General features: G+C 38.0%; 22 protein-coding genes. 14 read left to right on the top strand and 8 right to left on the bottom strand.

What is annotated here, in order from left to right; translation table 11 throughout:
* Positions 1-29 precede the first annotated feature (29 nt).
* The 7 genes from CYP51_RS01460 to CYP51_RS01430 all read left to right on the top strand — a co-directional run bounded on the left by CYP51_RS01460 (position 30) and on the right by CYP51_RS01430 (position 6,774).
* On the top strand, positions 30-263 hold the full coding sequence (locus CYP51_RS01460) for a cell division protein ZapB (protein ID WP_021091279.1): 234 nt from the start codon (positions 30-32) through the stop codon (positions 261-263).
* 13 nt (positions 264-276) lie between these two features.
* On the top strand, positions 277-513 hold the full coding sequence (locus tag CYP51_RS01455) for a hypothetical protein (RefSeq protein ID WP_054196819.1): 237 nt from the start codon (positions 277-279) through the stop codon (positions 511-513).
* Positions 510-926, top strand: coding sequence for a type II secretion system protein (locus CYP51_RS01450; RefSeq protein WP_084042158.1), 417 nt, complete (start codon positions 510-512; stop codon positions 924-926). The genes CYP51_RS01455 and CYP51_RS01450 overlap by 4 nt, the downstream gene beginning before the upstream one ends.
* Positions 926-2,779: a primosomal protein N' gene (locus CYP51_RS01445; protein WP_103624096.1), complete on the top strand. Its 1,854-nt coding sequence runs from the start codon at positions 926-928 to the stop codon at positions 2,777-2,779. Before CYP51_RS01450 ends, CYP51_RS01445 begins: the two co-directional genes overlap by 1 nt.
* A gap of 239 nt (positions 2,780-3,018) precedes the next feature.
* Entirely contained in the window at positions 3,019-4,077 is a 1,059-nt protein-coding gene (gene ispG / locus CYP51_RS01440) for a flavodoxin-dependent (E)-4-hydroxy-3-methylbut-2-enyl-diphosphate synthase (RefSeq protein WP_103624095.1), read from the top strand.
* A 10-nt stretch (positions 4,078-4,087) separates the two neighbouring features.
* A complete protein-coding gene (locus CYP51_RS01435; RefSeq protein WP_103624094.1) occupies positions 4,088-5,500 on the top strand; it encodes a replicative DNA helicase in 1,413 nt (470 codons plus the stop codon).
* The gene (locus CYP51_RS01430; RefSeq protein WP_103624093.1) at positions 5,500-6,774 is read left to right on the top strand and encodes a ComEC/Rec2 family competence protein; all 1,275 of its coding nucleotides are present in this window, start codon (positions 5,500-5,502) and stop codon (positions 6,772-6,774) included. The genes CYP51_RS01435 and CYP51_RS01430 overlap by 1 nt, the downstream gene beginning before the upstream one ends.
* Here the strand turns inward: CYP51_RS01430 and CYP51_RS01425 are convergent.
* Genes CYP51_RS01425 through CYP51_RS01390 form a run of 8 tightly spaced genes read right to left on the bottom strand, consistent with a single transcriptional unit; the run spans position 6,771 to position 16,167 of the window.
* Complete coding sequence (locus CYP51_RS01425; RefSeq protein WP_103624092.1) at positions 6,771-7,634, bottom strand: EamA family transporter; 864 nt, start codon at positions 7,632-7,634, stop codon at positions 6,771-6,773. The two genes, CYP51_RS01430 and CYP51_RS01425, sit on opposite strands and share 4 nt — an antisense overlap.
* A complete protein-coding gene (locus tag CYP51_RS01420) occupies positions 7,627-8,862 on the bottom strand; it encodes a TolC family protein (RefSeq protein ID WP_103624091.1) in 1,236 nt (411 codons plus the stop codon). Before CYP51_RS01420 ends, CYP51_RS01425 begins: the two co-directional genes overlap by 8 nt.
* On the bottom strand, positions 8,859-11,885 hold the full coding sequence (locus CYP51_RS01415) for an efflux RND transporter permease subunit (protein WP_103624090.1): 3,027 nt from the start codon (positions 11,883-11,885) through the stop codon (positions 8,859-8,861). Before CYP51_RS01415 ends, CYP51_RS01420 begins: the two co-directional genes overlap by 4 nt.
* Positions 11,882-12,625, bottom strand: a complete 744-nt coding sequence (locus tag CYP51_RS01410) for an efflux RND transporter periplasmic adaptor subunit (RefSeq protein WP_103624089.1) — start codon at positions 12,623-12,625, stop codon at positions 11,882-11,884. The genes CYP51_RS01415 and CYP51_RS01410 overlap by 4 nt, the downstream gene beginning before the upstream one ends.
* Positions 12,622-13,887 (bottom strand): TolC family protein, encoded by a 1,266-nt coding sequence (locus tag CYP51_RS01405; RefSeq protein WP_103624088.1) that lies wholly within the window; start codon positions 13,885-13,887, stop codon positions 12,622-12,624. Before CYP51_RS01405 ends, CYP51_RS01410 begins: the two co-directional genes overlap by 4 nt.
* On the bottom strand, positions 13,887-14,618 hold the full coding sequence (gene fliP, locus CYP51_RS01400) for a flagellar type III secretion system pore protein FliP (protein WP_103624087.1): 732 nt from the start codon (positions 14,616-14,618) through the stop codon (positions 13,887-13,889). Before fliP ends, CYP51_RS01405 begins: the two co-directional genes overlap by 1 nt.
* Before the next feature lie 2 nt (positions 14,619-14,620).
* Complete coding sequence (locus CYP51_RS01395) at positions 14,621-15,400, bottom strand: OmpA/MotB family protein (RefSeq protein ID WP_087577924.1); 780 nt, start codon at positions 15,398-15,400, stop codon at positions 14,621-14,623.
* Positions 15,400-16,167, bottom strand: coding sequence for a motility protein A (locus CYP51_RS01390; RefSeq protein WP_021091276.1), 768 nt, complete (start codon positions 16,165-16,167; stop codon positions 15,400-15,402). Before CYP51_RS01390 ends, CYP51_RS01395 begins: the two co-directional genes overlap by 1 nt.
* A gap of 136 nt (positions 16,168-16,303) precedes the next feature.
* Between CYP51_RS01390 and glmU the strand changes: the two genes are divergently transcribed.
* The 7 genes from glmU to truA are packed head-to-tail and all read left to right on the top strand — an operon-like array spanning position 16,304 to position 22,676.
* Complete coding sequence (gene glmU, locus CYP51_RS01385) at positions 16,304-17,611, top strand: bifunctional UDP-N-acetylglucosamine diphosphorylase/glucosamine-1-phosphate N-acetyltransferase GlmU (RefSeq protein ID WP_103624086.1); 1,308 nt, start codon at positions 16,304-16,306, stop codon at positions 17,609-17,611.
* Positions 17,598-18,770, top strand: a complete 1,173-nt coding sequence (gene coaBC, locus CYP51_RS01380) for a bifunctional phosphopantothenoylcysteine decarboxylase/phosphopantothenate--cysteine ligase CoaBC (protein WP_103624085.1) — start codon at positions 17,598-17,600, stop codon at positions 18,768-18,770. The genes glmU and coaBC overlap by 14 nt, the downstream gene beginning before the upstream one ends.
* Positions 18,767-19,453 carry a hypothetical protein gene (locus tag CYP51_RS01375; RefSeq protein WP_103624084.1) on the top strand — a complete coding sequence of 229 codons (687 nt, stop codon included), beginning with the start codon at positions 18,767-18,769 and terminating at the stop codon, positions 19,451-19,453. Before coaBC ends, CYP51_RS01375 begins: the two co-directional genes overlap by 4 nt.
* A gap of 3 nt (positions 19,454-19,456) precedes the next feature.
* Positions 19,457-20,128 (top strand): polyprenyl diphosphate synthase, encoded by a 672-nt coding sequence (gene uppS, locus CYP51_RS01370; RefSeq protein WP_103624083.1) that lies wholly within the window; start codon positions 19,457-19,459, stop codon positions 20,126-20,128.
* A 7-nt stretch (positions 20,129-20,135) separates the two neighbouring features.
* Positions 20,136-20,924 (top strand): prepilin peptidase, encoded by a 789-nt coding sequence (locus CYP51_RS01365; RefSeq protein WP_103624102.1) that lies wholly within the window; start codon positions 20,136-20,138, stop codon positions 20,922-20,924.
* A complete protein-coding gene (locus CYP51_RS01360; protein ID WP_103624082.1) occupies positions 20,917-21,945 on the top strand; it encodes an LptF/LptG family permease in 1,029 nt (342 codons plus the stop codon). Before CYP51_RS01365 ends, CYP51_RS01360 begins: the two co-directional genes overlap by 8 nt.
* Positions 21,945-22,676, top strand: coding sequence for a tRNA pseudouridine(38-40) synthase TruA (gene truA, locus CYP51_RS01355; RefSeq protein ID WP_103624081.1), 732 nt, complete (start codon positions 21,945-21,947; stop codon positions 22,674-22,676). Before CYP51_RS01360 ends, truA begins: the two co-directional genes overlap by 1 nt.
* Positions 22,677-22,863 lie beyond the last annotated feature (187 nt).

Genomic DNA, 22,863 nt, shown 5'->3' with positions numbered 1-22,863 from the left:
AGCCTAATTATTATTTTAAAGGAACTTTTATGTTTGAAGATAATGCGATCTTAACCACACTAAGCGATAAAGTAAATGACCTGATCACAAAATATGACGAGCTTTGCAAAACAAACGAAGAGTTGCGTAATGAGATCGTAACTTTAAAAGCACAAAATGAGGCAAAAAGCAATCAAATCATGCGTTTAGAAGAGGATCTTGACAAGAAAAATACCGAAGCTGACGATGTAATGAGAAAAATCGAAGCTGTCCTTGGCAGATAAGCTTGGTTAAAATATGAAAAAAATTACGCTCACGATATCATCTCGCGACTACACGATCACGCTTGATGATGATTTTGCTAAATTCTTTGAAGATGACTGGCAAAATTTAATGGGCGGGCGCCAATTTATCGAGCCAAAAGAGCTTTTAAATGCCTTTATAGAAAAATGTTATGAAAATTATGCTGTGATAAAGGCAGTAAAAAATTTAACTGGCAATGTTGATGAGATATTAAAGCGAGAAGAGAGATGAAAAGACGAGCTTACACCTTGCTTGAGCTAATATTTATAGTAGTTATACTAGGTATTTTAAGCACAGTCGCTATACCTAGGCTATTTTTTTCTAGAAGTGATGCTACCATCTCAAATGCCAAAACTCAACTTGCTGCTATAAGAAGCGGAATTTCACTAAAATACAATGATAATATCTTGCAAGCAAAGCCAGAATTTCCACAAAAACTAGACGATGGCGATCCAAGCAAACTCTTTAAAAATGTTATAAATATACCGATAAAAGATAGCGGTAGCAAAAATGGCTGGCACAGAATAAGCGATGACAAATATACATTTAGGCTAGATGGCAAAGTAGCAAATTTCAAATACGACAAAAATACTGGTGATTTTGGTTGCAGTGATGAAAATGAAATTTGCAAATCACTTCAGTAATGCATTATTACATACTCGCATTTTATGGGCTAAATTTAGCCCCGCTAACTTATGAAAGCGATCAAAAACTAGAAAAATTTCAAGGCGTAAAGGCTTCTTTAAGAGGCAAAATTCTTACTGCTTTTATCGTAAACGAGACTGGCAAACCAGAGTTTAAAACAAGTAAAATTTTAGAAATTTTACCAATCAATCTAACCCAAATCCAAGGCGAACTGGCAACCTTTATCTCATACTACTATACCTGCGAATTAGGCGTTAGTCTAAATTTATTTGAGCCAAACAGTATCGATTTATCAGAAGAATTTTACGAGAAACAAGACTTTGATATAGCACCAAAGCTAAATGAGCGGCAGCAAGAGGCTTTGGAATTTATAAATAAACGTAAAATTTCACTCATCTTTGGTGACACTGGAAGTGGAAAAAGCGAAATTTACATAGCAAAGATCAGAGAAATTTTAAACGCAGGCGGTCAAGCGCTATTTTTGATGCCTGAAATTTCACTTACACCACAGATGCAAAAGCGTCTTGAGGGCTTTTTTGGCGAGGCAGTAGCAGTCTGGCACTCAAAGATCACGCCAAAGAAAAAAGAGAAAATTTTACAAGATATAAAAAGTGGCAAGGCAAGGCTCATTGCAGGTGCAAGATCTGCTTTATTTTTACCACTTGAGAGGCTAAAACTCATCATCATCGACGAAGAACACGACGATAGCTACAAAAATACAGGTTCAAAACCACACTACAACGCAAGAGATCTTGCCCTTTTTCTAACTGGTAAATTTGACCTGCAAGTGGTGCTTGGAAGTGCCACACCAAGCCTTACTAGCTTTTACAAGCAGGAGCATTTTCGCCTAAAAGGGACATTTTTTGACTCACAAAAGAGCTATATATTTGACGAGAGTGAAACTGGAATTAGTGAAATTTTAAAAGATGAAATTTCAAAAACACTCGCGAATAAAAAACAAGCTGTCATCTGCCTGCCAACAAGGGCAAATTTTAAATATCTAGTCTGCAAAAACTGCGGTGAAACGCTAAAGTGCCCATTTTGCAGTATCGGCATGAGCTACTACAAAAAACAAAACGTGCTAAAGTGTCAATACTGTGAGCACAAAATGGCTGTGCCAAAGACCTGTCACCAGTGTGGTAGCGAGATGATAGAGGCCAAAAAGATCGGCACCAGCGAGCTACTTGAGCGACTGCAAGCTGAGTTTGCAAACGCCAGGATCGCTAAATTTGACCGAGATGAGATCACTACGCAAAACAAGCTCGTAAAGGCCTTAAAAGAATTTAACGACGGTAAAATAGACATCTTGCTTGGCACGCAGATGCTAAGCAAAGGTCACGACTACCACAACGTCGAGCTTGCTGTCATTATGGGCTTTGACGAGCTTTTAAACTTTCCTGATTTTAAAGCCAGAGAAAGAACGCTAGCTCTTGCTATGCAAGTAGCTGGCAGAGCTGGTAGAAACGGAGTTGGCAGGGTCATCATACAAAGCAAGCAAAGAGAATTTTTTGAAGGCTTCATTAGCGACTACGACGCATTTTTAAAAGAAGAGATTGGCTACCGAGAGGGGCTATATCCGCCATTTACTAGGCTTCTTCGCATTATCATCTCACATAAAAATGAACACATAGTAAAAAATACAATGAATGAATTTGTGCAAAGAATAGAACCTTTAAGAAGCGATGAACTTGAGATCATAGGATACGGAAAGTGCCAGATAGAGTATCTTGGAAGCAAATTTAGATATGAAATTTTACTCCGTTCAAACTCTCATATACCTCTTTTAAAAGCTGCAAGCCTCTGCAAAAGCGAGCTTAGCGATATTGATATAGACCCGGTCAACTTTAGTTAAAATATTAGTCTAAAAACTATCCAACAAAGACATGGTAAATTTTAAAATAGATAATAGAGAAACCTAAGGCTTATGAAAGCATTATGAAATTTGATAAGTTGGCTATAAAGAGTAAGTAAAATTTTAGAAACTACATCTAATAAAAATACTAATTTTTATAAACTATTAAAAATAAATTTTCAAGCCTTTTAAAAGCCATTTTTCTTTATAATCCCCAATAAAAATTTAAAGGCAAAATTTTGCAACGATACCCAACAAAACAGATAAAAATTCGTAATGTTTCAATAGGTGGCGACGCGCCAATATCCGTGCAATCAATGACATTTTCAAAGACAAAGGACGTAAAAGGCACGCTTGAGCAGATACAAAGGCTATACTTTGCAGGCTGTGACATCGTGCGCTGCGCAGTTTTTGACAAAGAAGACGCCAGCGCGCTAAAGCAGATCGTCGCAGGCTCACCCATACCAGTTGTTGCAGACATACATTTTAACCACACTTACGCCTTAATCGTTAGCGAATTTGTTGATGCTATCCGCATAAATCCCGGCAACATCGGCTCAGCCAAAAACATAAAAGCGGTCGTTGATGCCTGCAAGCAGCGAAATTTACCTATCCGCATAGGCGTAAATTCTGGCTCGCTTGAAAAGCAGTTTGAGGATCGCTACGGCCGCACTGTGGAGGCGATGGTGGAGAGTGCGATGTATAACATCAAGCTTCTTGAGGATTTTGACTTTACAGACATTAAAATTTCGCTCAAATCAAGCGACGTCGAGCGCACTATGCAAGCTTATAGGGCGCTTCGCCCAAAGACAAACTATCCGTTTCATCTTGGTGTTACTGAGGCTGGTACAACATTTCACGCCACTATCAAGTCCGCGATCGCGCTTGGTGGGCTTTTGCTTGAGGGTATAGGCGATACGATGAGAGTTAGCATCACAGGCGAGCTAGAAGAGGAGATAAAAGTCGCAAAGGCGATCTTAAAAGATAGTGGCCGCCAAAAAGAGGGTCTAAATATCATCTCATGCCCAACTTGTGGGCGTTTACAAGCTGATCTAATGGCAGCAGTAAAGCTCGTAGAAGAAAAGACAAAAGGGATAAAAGAGCCGTTAAACGTCTCGGTCATGGGCTGCGTGGTAAATGCTATCGGCGAGGCAAAAGGTGCAGATGTTGCCATAGCATTTGGCAAAGGAAATGGCATGATCATGCGTCACGGCGAAGTGGTCGCAAGACTGCCTGAAAGCGAGCTTGTAGATAGATTTTTACAAGAGATCGATGATGAGATAAAAAGTAGAGACTAAAGGAAAAGTTGTGGCAAAGCAAAGAGTTAACGAGATAGAATTTACCAACCTTTACGACATTGATATGGAGCGAGCTATACTAAGCTCCATTTTGCAAAACAACGATATTTTAGGTGAAATTTTTGACATTGTTAAGGCAAAGGATTTTTATCTAAAAGGACATTCGCAAATATACGATGCAATGGTAGCATGCCTAAATAGCGATGATCCTATAACTATGCCATTTTTAAAAAATAGACTTGGTGAAAAATACGACGAAGAGCTAATACTAGATATTTTGGGTACAAATTCCCTAATAGACATTCAAAAATACGCAAACGAACTAAGAGAAAAATCTATAAAAAGAAGTCTTGTAAAGATCGCTCACAACATACCAAGCAAAGTAAATGAAGACAAACCAAGCCGTGATATGGTCGATGATCTTAGCCAGGAATTTTACTCTTTGATAGAAGGTGGAAGCACTGGAGTTATAAAAGAAGGCAAAGAGATCATCACGAAAATGATGGATCATATTAATGCTCAAGCCTTGCTTGGCGAAAAAGATATCGTTGGACTTGATACTGGATTTAAGAAGCTAAATGAGATGATAAAGGGCTTTAAAAATGGAGACCTCATCATCGTCGCAGCTCGTCCAGGCATGGGAAAAACGACACTTTGTTTAAATTTTATGAGTCAGGTTTTAAAAAATAATGCTGGAGTTGTTTTTTTCTCGCTCGAGATGCCAGCTGAACAAATAATGATGAGAATGCTAGCAAGCAAGACATCTATCCCGCTTCAAGACATAATGACTGCAAAGATGGATGATGAGGCGTTGGCTAGATTTAGCGATGCTTGCGAGGAGTTTGCAGCTAGCAAGCTTTTTGTGCATGATAGTGGCTATGTAAATATCCATCAAGTAAGAACGCAAATGCGAAAACTAAAGGCTATGCATCCTGAAATTTCACTTTGTGTGATCGACTACATCGGTCTTATGATGAGTACAAATAACTACGCTGATCGTCACGTCCAAATAGCTGAAATTTCTCGCGGATTAAAGCTTTTGGCACGTGAGCTAGATATGCCAATCATCGCTCTTTCTCAGCTAAATAGAAGCCTTGAATCTCGCGCAAACAAGCGCCCTATGCTAAGCGATCTAAGAGAGTCAGGTGCGATCGAGCAAGATGCCGACATCATTCTTTTTGTTTATAGAGATGAGTTTTATCTAGAACAAGAAGAAAAAGAGAAAGAAAAACGCGCAAGTGCCGAGGGCAAAGAGTATAAAAGCAATCACGTCTTTAATAAGCTTCAAGAAAAGGCCGAGATCATCGTTGGCAAAAATAGAAATGGTGAAACTGGCTCAGTTGATGTGCTCTTTCAAAAGCAACACTCAAGGTTTGAAGATATGTCTGCAATACCAGTATCTGATGTTTCATTTGAAGGCTGATGCGTTTTAAAGCTTTAAAAAATAGAGAAATTTTTACTATATTTTGTCTATTTTGCCTTTGCATTTTTTCTATAAATTTAGCTATTAGCTATCATAAATATCAAATTTTTATGGACAAAGGCGAACAAGAGCTAACAGCAACCATGATTTCTAGCTACGAAAAGCTTGGAGATGACGGCAAGAAAAGGCAAATTTTAAAGCTTAAAACTGATGAGTTTACATTTTATACACTTGGAGCTAAAACAGATGACTTTAAAGCTGGAGATAATATATTTCTAAGCGTCATAAATTTAGACGTTAGTTTTAAAGATTATCTCGCTTCCTCCTTTTACATGCCTAGCTTTTCACGCGAAAAACTGCCACAAAAAGCCACGCTAAATATCAATCAAAAACTACAATCACTCATCTACGCCCAGCATGAAAATAGTAAAATTTCACAGCTCTACTCAGCTCTATTTTTAGGCACAAGTATTGACGGCAAGCTAAGAGATGACGTCTCGCACCTTGGTATAGCGCATCTTATAGCCATAAGTGGCTATCATTTAGGTTTTATAAGTGCAGTTATATTTTTTGTATTTAGGCCGCTTTTAAAATTTTTATATGCGAGGTTTTTACCTTTTAGAAACTACAACTTTGATCTAGCCATTATAGTTTTTATAGTCTTGTCATTTTACTTTTTTATAATAGGCTTTATGCCAAGCTTTTTGCGAGCGTTCTTAATGAGCATTTTAGGATTTTATTGCACGTTAAAAGGCGTCAAAATTTTAAACTTCAAAACACTTTTTATAGTGGCACTTGTTAGTATATCGCTCTTTCCGCAGCTACTTTTTAGCGTAGGTTTTTACTTTTCACTCATGGGCGTTTTTTACATATTTTTATATTTTAAACACTTAAAAGATAAATTTTCACCCTTCATTCATCTTATTCTTTTAAATTTATATGTTTGCTTTGCAATGGAAATTTGCGTGCTTTATTTCTTTCCGCTCATTAGCTTACAGCAGCTTAGCGTCCTTGCTATTAACTACATCTTTAGCATTTTTTATCCATTAAGTGCTGTACTTCACATCGCTTCGTATGGCGGCATTTTTGATGGATTGCTAAATAATGTTTTAAATTTTAGACTAAGCTCGACTAAAATTTTTGTGCCAGCTATTATTTTTATCTTTTATAATATCGCTTCACTTCTAGCTATAAAATTTAGATCAATATTCTACATTTTACCACTATTTGGACTTCTGTGTTTTGCTATTGCCAGCTATAAAATTTACACCTAAACGATCTTCATACCATAAAATTTCATTATCTTGTTATGAACTATCAAAGATATATACATTATAGCAGCACCTAAAATTAGCCTAGTTAAGTTTGTATCCTTTTGCCAAAAGACTAAATTTACAATGATGGCAGCTGGAATGAGAGCGTTATTCATGATAGCAAGCACGCCACTATCAACTTCGCAAGCACCTTTGTTCCACATAAAATACCCTAGCCCACTAGCGACCACCCCAAGCCAGAGAAGCACTAAAATTTGAGTTGAAGTAAGTGAAAATTTGGCTGGATTGCCAAGAGTAAGAAGCGCAACGACAGCTACAAAAAATGCCCCAAAGTGAAAGTAGCCAAAGACATTTTTTTGATCCACGTTAAATTTTTCTAAAAGTGCCTTATATGCACTCTGCCCTGCTCCAAAGCAGATATTTGCCGCTTGCACTAGCAAAAAACCCTTTAATACACCATCGTTTATAGCGCCGTATTTTATAATCAAAGCTCCAAAAACCGCAACACCAACGCTAAATAGATAAAGTGGCCTAAATTTAAAGCTAAATGCGTCATAGATAAGCGTCACATAAAACGGAGTAAAAATGGTAAAAAGTGCGACTTCTGGCACACTTAGATACAAAAATGAATTGTAATAAAATAGATACATAAGTCCTATTTGCACCGCTCCGATCGCCATGATGCCAAATGCTAGCTTTGGGCTGATGCCACGAAATTTTGTAAATGGCAAAAAGACTAAGCTCGCAAGCGCAACCCGAATAAAAACAGCCAAATAGCTATCAACCTTGCCAGCTAAAAACTCACCTATCAAGCTAAAGCTAAACGCCCACAAAATGGTTACAAAGATCAGTTTATTCAATTATCACCTCGTTTATTTTTCTTGCACATTCAAAAAAATACTCAAGCTTGTTTAGCTCAAGTAAATCGCCATCAAGTATGAAATTTGCCCTATCGCTAAAATTTTTCTCACTCACAAACAAAAATTTTTCATATTTTATCTCGCCATCAAGATAGCCATTTAACAAATCAACAAAATCACTATCAAGCTTATCTTGCTTCAAATCTTGCAAATTTAACTTTGCATTTAAGCCTTTGATCGTACTTTCTAGCTCTTTTAGGCGAGTGATTATCCTATTTTCCTCATCGCTTAGATCAAGTGCCGCCTTTTGCTCTTCTATACGTTTAGCTTGACTTTGCTTGCTAAGACTTAAGCTATCAGGTAGCTTCCACTCAAACTCCACTCTAGGCCTGTTCGCATCAGAGTAAGCGCCTATCATCTGCGAAGTCGTCCTCTCACCTTTTTTAAAGCTGTTATTATTCACACTTTGCGTATCTTTTAAGTAAATTTTTGGAGCAAATTTACTCTTTTGCCTCTCATTTTCTTGCTCTTTTATAAATTTTTCTTGCTCCATCGCCCCAAGTTTTGCGCTTATATCATCTTTACTAAAATCAGGCATCATTATCTTTGAGCCAGCGTTAAAGCCAATCTCGCCGTTTGAGAGTAAATTTATCCTTGAGTTTAGCTCGGCTAGCTTAAGCCCAAGCTCGTCTAGCTCGGCTCTTTTTTTATTTAACGTGAAATTTATCGCATCAAACTCAGCTTTATTTATCTCGCCATACTCAAACCAAAACTCATTTTCAGCTGCAGCCTTGGCAAAGCTATCGACAAATTTTGTCTCTAAATTTATAAGTGAATTTAGCGCAACGGCGTTAAAATAGACCTTTGCGACCTGAAAAGCGGTTAAATTCATAAGCTCTTCATCTTTGTAAATCTTCTCCACGCCCTTGTGGTCTAAAATTTTATCAGCAGCCTCGCTCGCACCGCCGTCAAATATGAGATACTCAACCTTTGCCGTAATCGATCCTGCCTTTGTCATATATCCGCCCTTTATCTCATCGGGGATAAAGGTATATCTGCCATCAAGGGATAAATTTAGCTTTTTACTCTTATTTTTATTTATATATTCATTTTTATTAAATTCTTTCAAGCTCTCAAGCCTTGCACTTTGCGCCAGAGCGACGATCTCTAGTAGATTTCCAGCCCAAAGAGGCAAAGCAAAGAGCAAAACTGCCAAAATTTTCTTCAAATTCTCTCCCTTTCATAAAATTTTCTTATAAATTTATCAAGATTATAGACCCAAGCAAAAAGCACTGGCACGACAAGCAAGCTTAACAAGGTCGAGCTAATGAGCCCAAAGATGATACTTATAGCCATAGGCGAGTTGGCCTCAAAGCCAGCGCCTCTACCAAGCGCAAGAGGTAGCATGGCAAATATCATCGCAAAAGTGGTCATCAAAACGGCTCTTAGTCGCTTTTTAGCAGCCATTTTTACAGCTTCATTTGCCTCCATACCGCTATTTGCAAAGTGATTTGCAAAATCAACCACCAAAATGGCATTTTTACCGACCATGCCAAAGAGCAAGATGACGCCAACCATGACAAATAGGCTAAATGGATTGCCGCTTATAAAAAGTCCGATCACCACGCCACAAAAGGCAAGCGGCATGGCTAGCATGATGAGAAATGGCAGCAAAAAGCTCTCATAAAGCGCAGCAAGCACCATGTAAATAAGCACCGCACTAGCGCTCACTGTAAAGATAAAAGAGGCGTTTGTATCATCCATGAGCTCGACAAATCCCAAAAATTTGTACTTAAAATTTGCAGGCAAAATTTCATCAAGCTTCTTTGAAATTTCATTTGCCACGCTATTTAGCGGAGCGTTATTTTTGGTATTTGCTAGAAATTTTATCTCATCAGCTCTATTAAACCTTGAAATACTAGCTGGCTTTTGCTCAAAACTAATCGTCGCCACGTCACCAAGTGTCACAAAAAAGCCCTCTTTGCTTCTTATCTTAGTCTTTAAAATATCATTTGTATCGCTTCTAAATTTATCATCAAAACGCATATAAAGCTCATACTCTTTGCCATTTTCGTTTTCAAAAACAGAGACCTCGTTCTCGTTAAATGCACTATAAACAGCGCTTGCAATGCTAGCTTTATCTAAATTTAGCCTCTTAGCTTTATCTTCATCGATAGAAATCTGCACGCGTTTTAGCAGATCTTCTTCGGGCGAATTTACATCCGTTGCGTCATTTATCTCTTTTAGCATTTTGCTAATCTTTGGCACAAATTTTTCTAGCTCTTTGCCATTTTCAGAAGTGATAGTAAGCTTAACTGGCTGCACATCGCCACCTTCAACCACTGGCAGATCAGCCACGATGACGCTCATATCATCGCTCTTTAGCCTATCACGAAATTTTTGCATAATAGCATTTTGTCTCTCGTGATTAACTCTATCTTTTAGCTCCTTTAGCCTAACGTAAGCTTTTACAAGATAAGGCTGCTTAGCGTCTGTGTAGCCAAGTATAAAGTAGGCGTAAGCAACCTGAGGATCGGCGTTTATGAGTGAAATTTTATCTTTTAGCCTCTCTTTGCTAGCTTGCAGGCTAAGTGAGGGATCAAGCTTAAAGTAGATGTTAAACTCCGAGTTATCCTCGCTTGGCATGAAGTCACCGCCTACAAATTTAGCCAGAGCAAACGAGCAAACAACGACCGCAAGCGTTATAGCTAAAAATATGAGCTTAAATTTAAGCGCTAAAGCTAAAATTTTCTCATAGCCATTTTCAAGTGCCTCAAAAAATGGCTCACTTTTTAGAAAAAAGCCACTTTGTTTGGCATTTACAAACCTAGCACTAAGCGTTGGCACGAGAAAGATACTAACAAAAAACGATATGACTATGCCAGCTGCCACGCTCATGGCAAATGAGTTAAAGTATTTGCCAACGATACCACTCATAAAGGCGATAGGCACAAAGACACAAAGCAGCACGAGCGAGATCGCAAAGACACTAAATGCTATCTCTTTTATGCCTGCAAAGCTTGCCTTTAGGGCATTTGGCTCATCTTTTAGCTTGCTAGCGATATTTTCAGTGACAACTATCGCATCATCGATGAAAATTCCAATGCCTAGCGTTAGCGCTATGAGGCTTAAGCGATTTATATCGTATCCTAGGGCATTTATGATGAAAAACGTCGCTACGATACTAGTTGGTATCGCTACGACTGAGATGATGGTGATCGAGAAATTTCTTAAAAATAAATATACGATCACGATGGTTAGCAAGACGCCAAGGATCATATCAAAGGCGGTTTGATCGATGTGCTTTTGTATCACTTCGCTCTTATCATAAGCTATTTTTACGTCGTATTCGCTACCAAGTAGGCTTTTAAACTGATCTAGCTTTGACTTAGCTAGAGCGATCACGGTTAGAGCGTTTGCGTCTGGGGCTAGCTCAAGACCAAGTAAAACGCCACTTTTTTTATCCATTATCGCTGCTTCATTTGCGTCTTTGTAAGCAAGATCAACGCTTGCGATATCTTTTAAAAAGACCCCTTGTTTGATCGTTAAATTTCTTATCTCATCTACGCTTTTGGCGCTGAAATTTGACTTGATCGCCATTTGGATCTGTTCATTTTCTATCTTGCCAAGCGGCGCTTTTAAATTTTCAACCTTTATCAAATTTGCCACTTCGTTTGCACTAAGGGCGTTTTTATCAAGCTTAAATCTATCAAGTAAAATTTTCACCGCTGGCTCTAAAAAGCCATTTGTCTTGACCTTTGAAACGCCGCTAATGCGCTCCAAAAACGGCTTTGCCACGTCATCGATCTCTTGCATGAGCTTAGTTTCATTACCATCAAGTCTTGTGATAAAAAGGCTAAATACAGATGATGAGAGCCCATTTAGCTTTTCTATCTCGTAGTTTGCGTTTAACCTTACCTTTTGCATCTTGTCACGGACGTCATTTGTTGCACCCTCTAAGTCTTTATTTAGTTCAAATTCGATGCTAACCACACTTAGGTTATCAAAGCTTGTTGAGTAAATTTTCTTGATACCTTCAATGCTTGAAATTTCATCTTCGATCTTTTGCGTGATCTTAGTTTTTATATAGTTCATATCACCGTTTGCGTAAGTCGTGATCTTAACGATTGGGATATTTACTTGTGGATATAAATTTACATTCATCGTCTTTAGAGAATAAATTCCAAAGACAATAAGGCTTAAAAAAACCATTAATGTAGTTATAGGGCGGTTGATAGCTGTTTTTATCATTTTATTTTACTAACTAGCACTCTGCCTTGACCAAACATGCCAGGTTTTAGCCCGCTGTCATAAGCCTGGACGTAAAATTTTCTAGTCTCTCGCTTGATCTCTGGATAGATAAGCGCGATTTTTACCTCTTTTTCATCGCTTGCTGCGTCAAGTTTAAATTTAAATGTATCGCCAACTTTTACTAAATTTGCGTATTTTTCATCGATTGCTATTAAAATCTTTACCTCATTTGAATTTAAAACAAAAGCTGGACTAAGCGGTGAAACACCCTCTCCAAGCTCAATGTTTTTACTAGCGATAACGCCATCAAAAGGAGCTTTTAAAAGAGCTTTTTTAAGGCGATCTTGCGTATTTAAAATGGCGATTTGTGCACTTTGAACCCGAAGTATCGCTTCGTCAAATTTATACTTTACTTCGTCGAATTCTTGCTTTGAAGTGACTTCCCTTACTTGAGTAAATTTGTTTAAAGTATTTTTTGCAAATTCACTAGCATTTTTTGCAAGCTCAAGATCATTTTTTGCCTTTTTAAGAGCGATCTCTAGGCTTGTTTGATCAAGACTAGCTAAAACGTCACCCTTTTTAACGTGGCTCGAGACATCTACAAAAATTTTATCCACCTTGCCGCTGCTCTCAAATGCAAGCTTTGAGCTTTGCTTGGCATAGACTTCAAAATCAGCAAAAATTTCCTCCCCTGCAAATGAAAAAATACAAAATATCATTAAAATTATCAGCTTTTTCAATCTTTAATCCTCTCCAAAATCGGCTCGCCATTTTCAAAAAAGAACTCCACTTTTTTGATCTCGAGCTCATCCTTTGCGCTCTCAAAAAGACTAATGGCATCAAATTTTTGAGAGAGTGCCTCAAGCAGGTCGCTATATCCCAAAAGCCCAGAGTTATACTTCTCATAGCTAGCTTTTAATGCCAAATCGCTTGCTTTTACATATTCGTTTAGTGAAGCGATTTTTGAAGTAAGCACCACGATTTCACTTTGCAAATTTTTAAGCCTTGTCTCGTTTTCACGCTTTTTATACTCCAAATTTAGCCTTGCCTCATCAAGCGCGATCTTTTGGGCCTGACTCATCTTGCTAGTGGCGAAAAAATCAAAAATTTTCCATTTAAAAGCGATACCAAATTTATTGCCATGAGTATCTTCTTTTAAGTATTTATCCACGTATGAGCGGTAAGAACTAAATCTGCCTAGATCGATATCGTAATTATTTTTATAAAATCCATATGTGTCATAAAGCAAAATTTGAGGCAAAAAACCAGCTCTTGTCTCGCTAAGCTTGGCCTCACCTAAAAATATATCTTGGCTTAGTCTATCAAGCTCAGCATTCTTTGAAGCTAAATTTGAGCTAATATCAGCCATCTTTGCTCCAGCTACTGGCAAAATTTTCTCACCAGTCAGCAAATTTATCTCATTTAAGATTTGCTCCATTTTGTTTTTGTATTCAAGCTGCGTACTATTAGCTAAGTAATATTTAGCCCTTACATTTTCAAGCTCATCTTTTGCGGCAAGCCCTGCAATGTTTGCCTTTTCAAGCTTATCTAAAACACCTTTTAAAAAATTTGTCTGAGCCTGTTTGGCTGTGATTATATTTTCAAGTGCAGCTGCGTTAAAGTATAAATTTACGGCCTTAAGTGCAAGGTAGTTTTTAGCTTCATCACTAGCGATGGCGGCTTTGTTTTTTAAAAGCTGGTTCGTCTTTAGCCTAGCTTCTCTCGCTCCGCCGTCATAAAGCAAAAAATCTATCCTAGCTAGCACACCGGCTGACTCTTTAGCGACTACACTTGGAAAAGTGCTTGCATTTTTGCCATATGAGCCCTCTAGGCTAAGACTTGGCATATATGAGCTTAATGTGGCTTCATCGTTTAAATTTGCTCTTTTTAGCTCAAGCTCTTTGATCTTTGAAATTTCATTTTGCGTTGCCTTGTTTGCGATCACGCTTAAATTTGAACCAAGCAAAAATACCGGCAAAAAAATGAATAAAAATTTTTTCATTAGTGAAAGCTTTTTACGAGATTTCCTATTAGTAAATTCCAGCCATCAACAAGCACGAATATGAGCAGTTTAAATGGCAGTGAGATCATTACAGGAGGAAGCATCATCATACCCATGGCCATCAGTACTGAGCTTACGACCATGTCGATGACAAGAAATGGCAAATAGAGCAAAAACGCTATCTCAAAAGATGTCTTTAGCTCACTTATCATAAAAGCTGACATTGCAATACTTAGCGGTATCTCTTCGATATTTGCTGGATTTTGTAAATTTCTAATCCTAAAAAAAAGTGCAAGGTCTTTTTCTCTTGTGTTTTTTACCATAAATTCTTTAAATGGCTTTAAGCTTTTATCAAGCATCTCTTCATAGCCTATCTGCTCAGCTATATAAGGCTTTATGCCATCGTTATAGCTTCTTTGCCCAACTGGCTCCATGATAAAAAATGTAAGAACCATCGCAAGCGAGATGAGTACTGTTGAAGGAGGAACTTGCTGCGTACCCATCGCTTGGCGTAAAAATGAAAATACGATAACAAGCCTTAAAAAACTTGTCATCATAAAAATGAGCGAAGGAGCGAGTGCAAGTGCGGTGAGAATTAGTAAAACATTTAAAGAATTTACAAGCTGCTCGGCATTTGTTGGAGAATTTAGACTTAAATTTATAGTTGGTAGCGCAGGATCAGCTCCAAAAACCGTGCAAAGTAAAACCGCTAAACCAAGCAGTACCTTCACGACTAATTCCTCATATCAAGGATACTTTTCTTAGTAGCCTCTTTATTTTTTGGCTCAAGCGATATGAAGTGAATTTCTACTCTATTGTTCTTGGCTCTGCCATCTTCTGTGCTGTTACTAGCGATCGGATCAAACGAAGCTTTGCCAGAAGCTATTATTCTATTTTGTGGCACGCCATCGTTGATTAGCTCTTCAACCACGCTTAAAGCCCTTGCAGTTGAGAGCTGCCAGTTATTTTTATAAGCTGAGTCTTTGCTTGGTTCTATATTATCTGTATGACCGATGATATCGGCTTTTACATCATTAGGCATTTTCGCTACAATCATGCCTATTCGTTTTAAAAATAGCTTCGCATCTTCACCAGAAATTTCAGCACTATCTTTCTCAAAAAGCATAGCCGCTGGAAGCCTTACGATAAAGCCATCCTCGCTCTCTTCCATCGTAATCTCAGGTGCCCCGCTAGCAGCTAGCAGCTCATTTATCTTTTTAACATTCATATTTAGCTCACTTTGTGAGCCCTTTTGCTTGCTTATCTTTTTTGCACGAGTATTTTCTGGATCTGTCTCTTTTTCTATCTGATTTTCAGGTCTAGCACCACCTTCAAGCACACTTAAAGCACCAGCTAGTGAGCCAACAGCGGCCTCCATCTTTTTAGCATCCATTGTCGCCATAGAAAGTAATAAAACGAAAAAACAAAGCAAAAGTGACATAAGGTCACCAAAAGCAGCTAGCCACTCAGGCATACATTTTGGACACTCTTCTGGTTTTATTAACTTACCCATTATTCAAACTGACTTTTTCTATCTTTTGGTGGTAAAAATGCTAAGAGTTTAGCTTCAAGCGTTCTTGGATTATCGCCCGCTTGTATCGACATGATTCCCTCAAGTACGACTTGTTTTTCAAGTGCTTCATCAGCATCGCGAATAGAGAGGATATTTGCCACAGGTGCGCCTATGATATTACCTATCATCGCACCATAAAGTGTCGTAAGTAAGGCAACCGCCATTGATGGGCCGATCGCACTAGGATCTGACATGTTAAGAAGCATCGCAACAAGACCTATAAGAGTACCGATCATACCCATCGCACCAGCAAAACCGCCGACTTGCTCAAAAATTTTAATATTATTTGAATGTCTTGTACTAGTTTGATCGATATCGATCTCTAAAAGTGCTCTGATCGCATCTGGCTCATTGCCATCGACCGCCATTGAGAGGCCTCTTTTTAAGAACTGATTTGTCTCATTATTTACTTCGCTTTCGAGCGATAAGATACCATCACGTCTAGCTTTAGTTGAATAATCGACTATTTTTTTTATAGTCTCAGGTAAATTTACTACGACTGATGGCTTAACAGCAATGCCATAAAATTTACCAATTCCTTTAAGTGTCTCCATCTTGAAGCCAACCATCATAACGCCGATAGTACCACCAAAAACGATCATCACAGAAGGGATATCGATGTATGGTCCTATACCAACGCCTATCGCCATTGATCCAAACAAAAGCACCAGGGTCAAAACCCAGCCGACGACGGTTCCTAAATCCATTTAAGCTCACTTTATTTATAAATTCTTAAGAACTGCTATTTTATTAGCTTTTTGTTGAAACAATCGTTAAATTAAAAAAATTGTTTGCCATTTTTTGATACAATCTCCGAAATTTTTAACGTTAAAAGGCTTAAAAATGAACAATACTTCAATCATAATTCTAGCTGCTGGTCTTGGCACCAGAATGAAATCAACCCGCCCAAAAGTATTATTTGAACTTTGCGGTGAGCCAATGATTATTCACATCTTAAAGCAAGCCTATGCCATCACAAATGACGTTAGTGTCGTGCTTCATTACGAAAAAGAGTTAATTAGTCAAAAAATAAAAGAAATTTTCCCTCAAACTAAAATTTTCGAGCAAGATTTAGAAAATTTCCCAGGCACTGCTGGAGCGATAAAAGGCGTTAGCCTAAGTGGCGAAAAGGTGCTTGTTACTTGCGGGGATATGCCACTTGTTAGATCAACTGACCTCATGCGCCTAGCAAATGCCGAAGCAGATGTGGTTATGAGCTCATTTGAAGCAGCAAATCCTTTTGGTTACGGCAGAGTCATCATAAAAAACGGCAAAGTTGAAGCCATCGTCGAGCAAAAAGATGCGAGCGAAGCGCAACTTGCCATAAAAAGCGTAAATGCCGGCTGCTACTGCTTTAAACGCGAGGCGTTAGAGCAAATTTTACCGCTCATAAACAACCAAAACGCGCAAAAAGAGTACTACCTAACTGACGCCATAAAAATAGCAAATGAAAAGGGTTTAAAGTGCGTTGCAGTGAGTGTTAGCGAGCAAAATTTTATGGGCATAAATGATAAATTTCAGCTTAGTATCGCTGAAAAGATCATGCAAGATGAGATCAAGCAAAATTTGATGAAGGCTGGCGTTTTGATGCGCATGCCTGAGAGCATTTTCATAGACAGCAGGGCTAAATTTGAAGGCGAGTGCGTGCTAGAAGAAAACGTAAGTATCCTTGGCGAGTGCGTCATCACGGAGAGCATCATCAAAAGCTCATCAGTGATAGAAAGCAGCGTCATCAAAAACTCAGACATCGGCCCACTAGCTCACATAAGGCCAAATTCTGAAATTTCAAACACTCATATTGGAAATTTTGTCGAGGTCAAAAAAGGCGTTCTTAGTGGTGTAAAAGCTGGACATTTGAGCTATCTTGGCGACTGCGAGATAGAAAGTGGCACAAACATAGGTTGTGGCACGATCACATGCAACTACGACGGCAAGGCAAAGTACAAGACAAAAATCGGCAAAAACGTCTTTGTCGGCTCAGATACGCAGCTAGTAGCTCCTGTAAATATCGCTGATAACGTCATCATCGCAGCAGGTAGCACCATCACAAAAGATGTTGAGAGCGGCGCTCTAGCTATCAGTAGAGCTCGCCAAGAAAACAAAAGCGGCTTTTTTGAGAAATTCTTTGGCAAAGACGATGTTAAAAAATAAGAAAATTTTACTTGCCGTTTGCGGCAGCATCGCCTTTTATAAAGCTTACGAAATTTTATCACTGCTTAAAAAGCAAGGCGCTGATGTTTATGTGGCTTTGAGTGATGGAGCGCTTGAATTTTGCAGCGTAAGTGGCTTTGAAGCGTTAAGCGAGCATAAAATTTTAAGCTCACAAACGCAAAACTGGCAAGATGGCGTAAATCACATATCCTACTCCAAAATGGATCTAGTGCTAATAGCGCCAGCCTCGGTAAATACAGTAAATAAGCTAGCTGCAGGCATTTGCGACAATGTCTTCATGCAAACGCTAATCGCCGCCTCGCACGTGCCTTTAGTCGTTGCTCCAGCAGCAAATAACAATATGATCGAGCACTTCGCGACGCAAAATTCGCTTGAAATTTTAAAGAGAAACGGCGCTTTAGTGGTTGAGCCAGTTCTTAAAACTCTAGCTTGCGGCGACGTTGGCAAGGGCGGTCTTGCAAGCCCTGAAGTGATAGTAGAAACTGCCATAAAAAGGCTTAGCAAGCCCATTCTCGCAGGCAAAAAAGTGGTGATCACGGGCGGCGCGACAACCGAAAAGATAGATGATGTTAGAGCCATTACAAATTTCTCAAGCGGCAAGATGGCAAGAGCCTTGGCTAGAGCCTTTTACTACGCAGGCGCAGAGGTAAAACTGCTTGCTAGCTTTGAAGCGGAAAACGAGCCATTTGAGATTTTAAAATTTAGCTCAAGCAGTGAGCTTTTAGAGCTTTGCAAGAGCGAGTGTGAGAGTGCGAATTTACTTGTAATGTGTGCTGCAGTAAGCGATTTTGTTCCAACAAAAATTGATGGCAAGATAAAAAAAGAGGACGTTGGCGAAATTTTAAGCTTAAGCCTAAAGAGAAATGTCGATATTTTGCAAAGCTTAAAAGAGTTTAATTGTAAAAAGATCGGCTTTAAGCTTGAAATCTCAAGCGAGAGCGCACACAAAAATGCTAGATCGATGCTTGAGCGAAAAGAACTTGACGCAGTTTGCCTAAATATCTTGGGTGAGAAAAACGGCTTTGCAAGCGAGCAAAATGAGATAAATTTTATCACGAAAAATAATGAAACTTTGCTGCCGCTTGCCGCAAAAGATGAGATCGCAAGACATATCGTGGAACTAGCGGCAAATTTATGATAGAGAAAATTTCTCGCATTCAAAAAATAGCAAAAAATGCAAATACGCCACTAGTAGCGATTAATTCGTCACTTCCGCTTAGTATCTTAGTAAGCCAAAAGATCGGTTTTAATAGATACATTTTAAATTTTGCAAATAGAAATTTAAACACAAAAAGCGCAAAAGAGCTAAATGTAGGCTCGAAATACTGGGGCGAGGTGCAAAGCCAGGGCGAGAATATTGTCATAAAAAATTTATACGAAAAGCCAAGAATTTTAGACGAAGATGTCTTAGCCGATGGGCTAAATCTTATCGAAAATTTGATAGAACATGAGAATTTATCGTGGTTTTATGACTATTTATTTAAAAGCTTAAGTGAAGCTAAGACAAAAGACGAGATGAAAGTGCTAGCAAAAATGCTCTTTGCTCTGCAAGAAAATGTCGTGCATATACCATTTATTTATAATGGCATAAACGGCGTTTTTCAGCTAAAAAAAGAGGAGAATGATATAAAAATTTTTTTAATATTTTCAAATTTTGCTCCACTTATTTTTAAATTTAAAGATGAAGCTTTATGCGAGATCACGACTCCATTTAATAATGTAGCTAGCTTGCTAAAAAGAGAATTTAGCGCCAACATAACAGTGCAAAATGTGAGTGCTCTTTGGAGCAAAAAAGAACAAATTATTGATATAAAAGGCTAAAGATTGAATGAATTAAACCACCTTGCTATTATCATGGATGGAAATGGACGCTGGGCTAAAAAACGTGGATTTTTACGGACAAATGGGCACGAAGCTGGAGCAAATGTAGTAAGCGATATGTGCGAATTTTGTATCGATAATGGCGTGAAAATTTTAAGTCTTTACGCGTTTAGTACTGAAAACTGGAAAAGACCACAAAAAGAGGTCGAGTTTTTGATGAATTTGCTTAAGAAATTTCTCATTTTAAAGCGTGCTGACTTTATAAAAAATGGGATCAAATTTAACACGATCGGCGACATTTCACCATTTAGCGATGAGCTAAAAAACGAGATAAAGATCACCAAAAACGCTACAAGAGAGAATAAAAATTTATTATTAAATTTAGCTATAAACTACGGCTCAAAAGATGAGATCATTAGAGCTGCAAGAAAGCTAACTTTAGAAGGCTGCGAGATAAATGAAGCGAGCCTAAATGCGGCACTTGATGAGAGTGAGCCAGTGGATCTTCTCATTAGGACTGGTGGCGAGAGCAGGCTTTCAAATTTCATGCTTTGGCAAGCAAGCTATGCAGAGCTATTTTTTACGCCCACACTTTGGCCCGACTTTGGCAAAAATGAGCTTACAAATATTGTTAGCAAATTTAAAAACATAGAGCGAAGGTTTGGCGGAGTTTAGCGAGATAATGGATAATTTAGTCATTTTTTTTGCCGTTTTTGCTTTTGTTTTGGGTATTTGTGTGGGCTCATTTTCAAATGTACTGATATATCGCTTGCCACGAAATGAAAGTATAAATTTTCCAGCTTCTCATTGCCCAAACTGCGATCATAAGCTAAATTTTTATCACAATGTTCCAATTTTTTCGTGGCTATTTTTAGGCGGCAAATGCGCCTTTTGTAAGCAAAAAATAAGCCTCATCTATCCAGCAATAGAACTAATTTCTGGGATACTTTTTCTGATCTGCTTTTTTAAAGAATGCGGCGAAATTTTAAGCGTGGAAACTCTGCTTTATGCACTATTTTTAGGACTTTGTTTTATTATGTTGCTAGCCCTTAGCGTCATAGACATAAGATATAAAGCTGTGCCAGATCCGCTTCTTTTTGCAGCGCTATTTTTCGCATTTATCTATGCTCTGATGCTTTTTATATTTAAAGGAAATTTTGTCCAAATTTTAAATTTATTCCTTTTTGCACTTATCTTTTGGGTGCTTAGATTTGTTGTAAGCTTTGCCATAAAAAAAGAAGCGATGGGTAGTGCAGATATCTTTATAGCAGCGATCATCGGAGCTATCTTGCCAGCCAAACTAGCTCTAGTGGCGATCTATCTTGCAGCACTTTTTACACTTCCAGTCTATGCGCTAGTTCGTAAAAAGAGCTACGAGCTAGCCTTTGTACCGTTTTTAAGTCTTGGCTTACTTATTACATACGCTTTTAAAGAGCAAATTTTAGAAATTTTAAGGTTTATTTATGAGTAGAGTGAATAGATATCTTTTATTTAATTTCCTAGGGACTTTTGCGTCGCTATTTAGTACGCTTTTTTTGATCATGTCGATCGTATTTTTCATCCAGATCGCGCGCATCACTTCTTACATTGAGATCAGTTTTGGCGAGCTTTTTAAACTCTACTCATTTATGCTTCCACGCGTACTACTTTTTGTCGTGCCTATCGCATTTTTTGTATCACTTGCAATGACTCTTTTTAGATTATCAAAAGAGAATGAAAGTATCGTTATTTTTACGCTTGGTGGTTCACCAAATAAGATTGCTAAATTTTTCTTAATATTTTCAGCATTTTTAAGCACCGCTCTACTTGTCATCGCTACCATAATGATACCAATAGCCGCACAGCTAAATGCAAATTTTATTGATTATAAAAAGACTGTTGCAAAGCTAAATTTAAAACCAACTCAGTTTGGACAAAAATTCTCCGACTGGATGGTCTATGTGGGTAGTGAAATGCAAGATAACAACGGCACTACCTATAAAGATATCGTGATGTTTAATCCTTACATTAAAGACTCCCAACGCTTAATCACTGCAAAAAATGCAAAGATCACTAATACAAATCAAAACATTGAGCTCTCTTTGGCAGATGGAAAAATGTATGACATAAAAGATGAAATTTATCATCAAAGTAACTTCAAATCTATGAAGATAAGGACTGCCCAAAGTGAAGAGATAAGCGATATAGGCAGCATCAAAGAGTACTGGGCTGAGGCAAATAGTAGTGAAAAAAGAAGAAAAGACCTTAGCACATATGTGCTTGTTGCGCTATTTCCACTTGCCAGTACACTTTTTGCCATAAGCTTTGGCATCGTTACTTATAGATATGAAAAGGGCATGGTTTATGTTGGTACATTTGGCGTTTTATTTGGGTATTTTACGCTCATAATGCTATTTTCATCAAAGCCAGCTTTTGCGATTCCGCTAATATTTTTCGTCTTTTTATTGGCAGGAATTTTGCTTTTTAAAGCCAAAATCATGCGAAGATACTAATGAAAATCCAACTAATTTATAGCTACGATGGCTCCAAATTCCAAGGCTCGCAAACTCAGCCGCATGAAAATGGCGTAGAAGATGAGCTTTCACGCGCTCTAGCCCACGTTGGAATATTTGAAAAAATAGTCTCTAGCTCACGTACAGACAAAAACGTCCATGCGATAAATCAAAGCTCAAGCGTAATTTGTGGCGATCATTTTAAAAATTTAGAGCACTTAAAAGAGCTAATCAACCGCCATGCCCACCCAAATATTCATATAAAACGTATAAATTTAGTTGATGAAAATTTTCAAGTAAGATTTGACGCCGTAGCAAGGTCTTATAGATACATTATAGATCATGGAGAATTTGATGTTTTTAGCTCAAACTATAAAGTCTTTTTGCCAAAATTTGATATCAAAAAAGCAAATGAAATTTTATCTAATTTTGTTGGTGAGCATGATTTTAGCTCCTATATGAAAACAGGAAGTGATACAAAAAGCCCAGTACGAGAAATTTTTAAGGCATTTTGCTATGAATACAAAAACAAAACTATCATCGTTTTTAAAGCGAATGGATTTTTACGCGCTCAAGTACGGCTTATGGTTGCAAATCTGCTTAAAGCTTTAAGTATAAAAGATAGTGGTGAGCTCATCAATGCTTCGCTTAATGGACACCTTGCCTTAACTCGTATCCCAGCTCCAGCTGAAGGACTTTATCTAAATAGAGTTTTTTATAAATTTAACTAGGTATTTAGAATATTTGATAGTAAGCTTACTTAAAATATTAAATAGAGAATCATAACCCTCCTTCAAATCTTTAACGCAGTAAATAATAAAGAAAAACTTTTTAAGATCCACTCTGACTCACCTAAAGCCTGCCCACTTGGCAGTAAGATCGAGGGACTTTTAACCCCCCACTTCCTAAAAGCACAAG

This window comes from Campylobacter concisus (assembly GCF_002912895.1).
Taxonomy (GTDB): domain Bacteria; phylum Campylobacterota; class Campylobacteria; order Campylobacterales; family Campylobacteraceae; genus Campylobacter_A; species Campylobacter_A concisus_G.
Note: the sequence above shows the minus strand (reverse complement) of the source record. Positions and strands in the feature narration are given on the sequence as shown.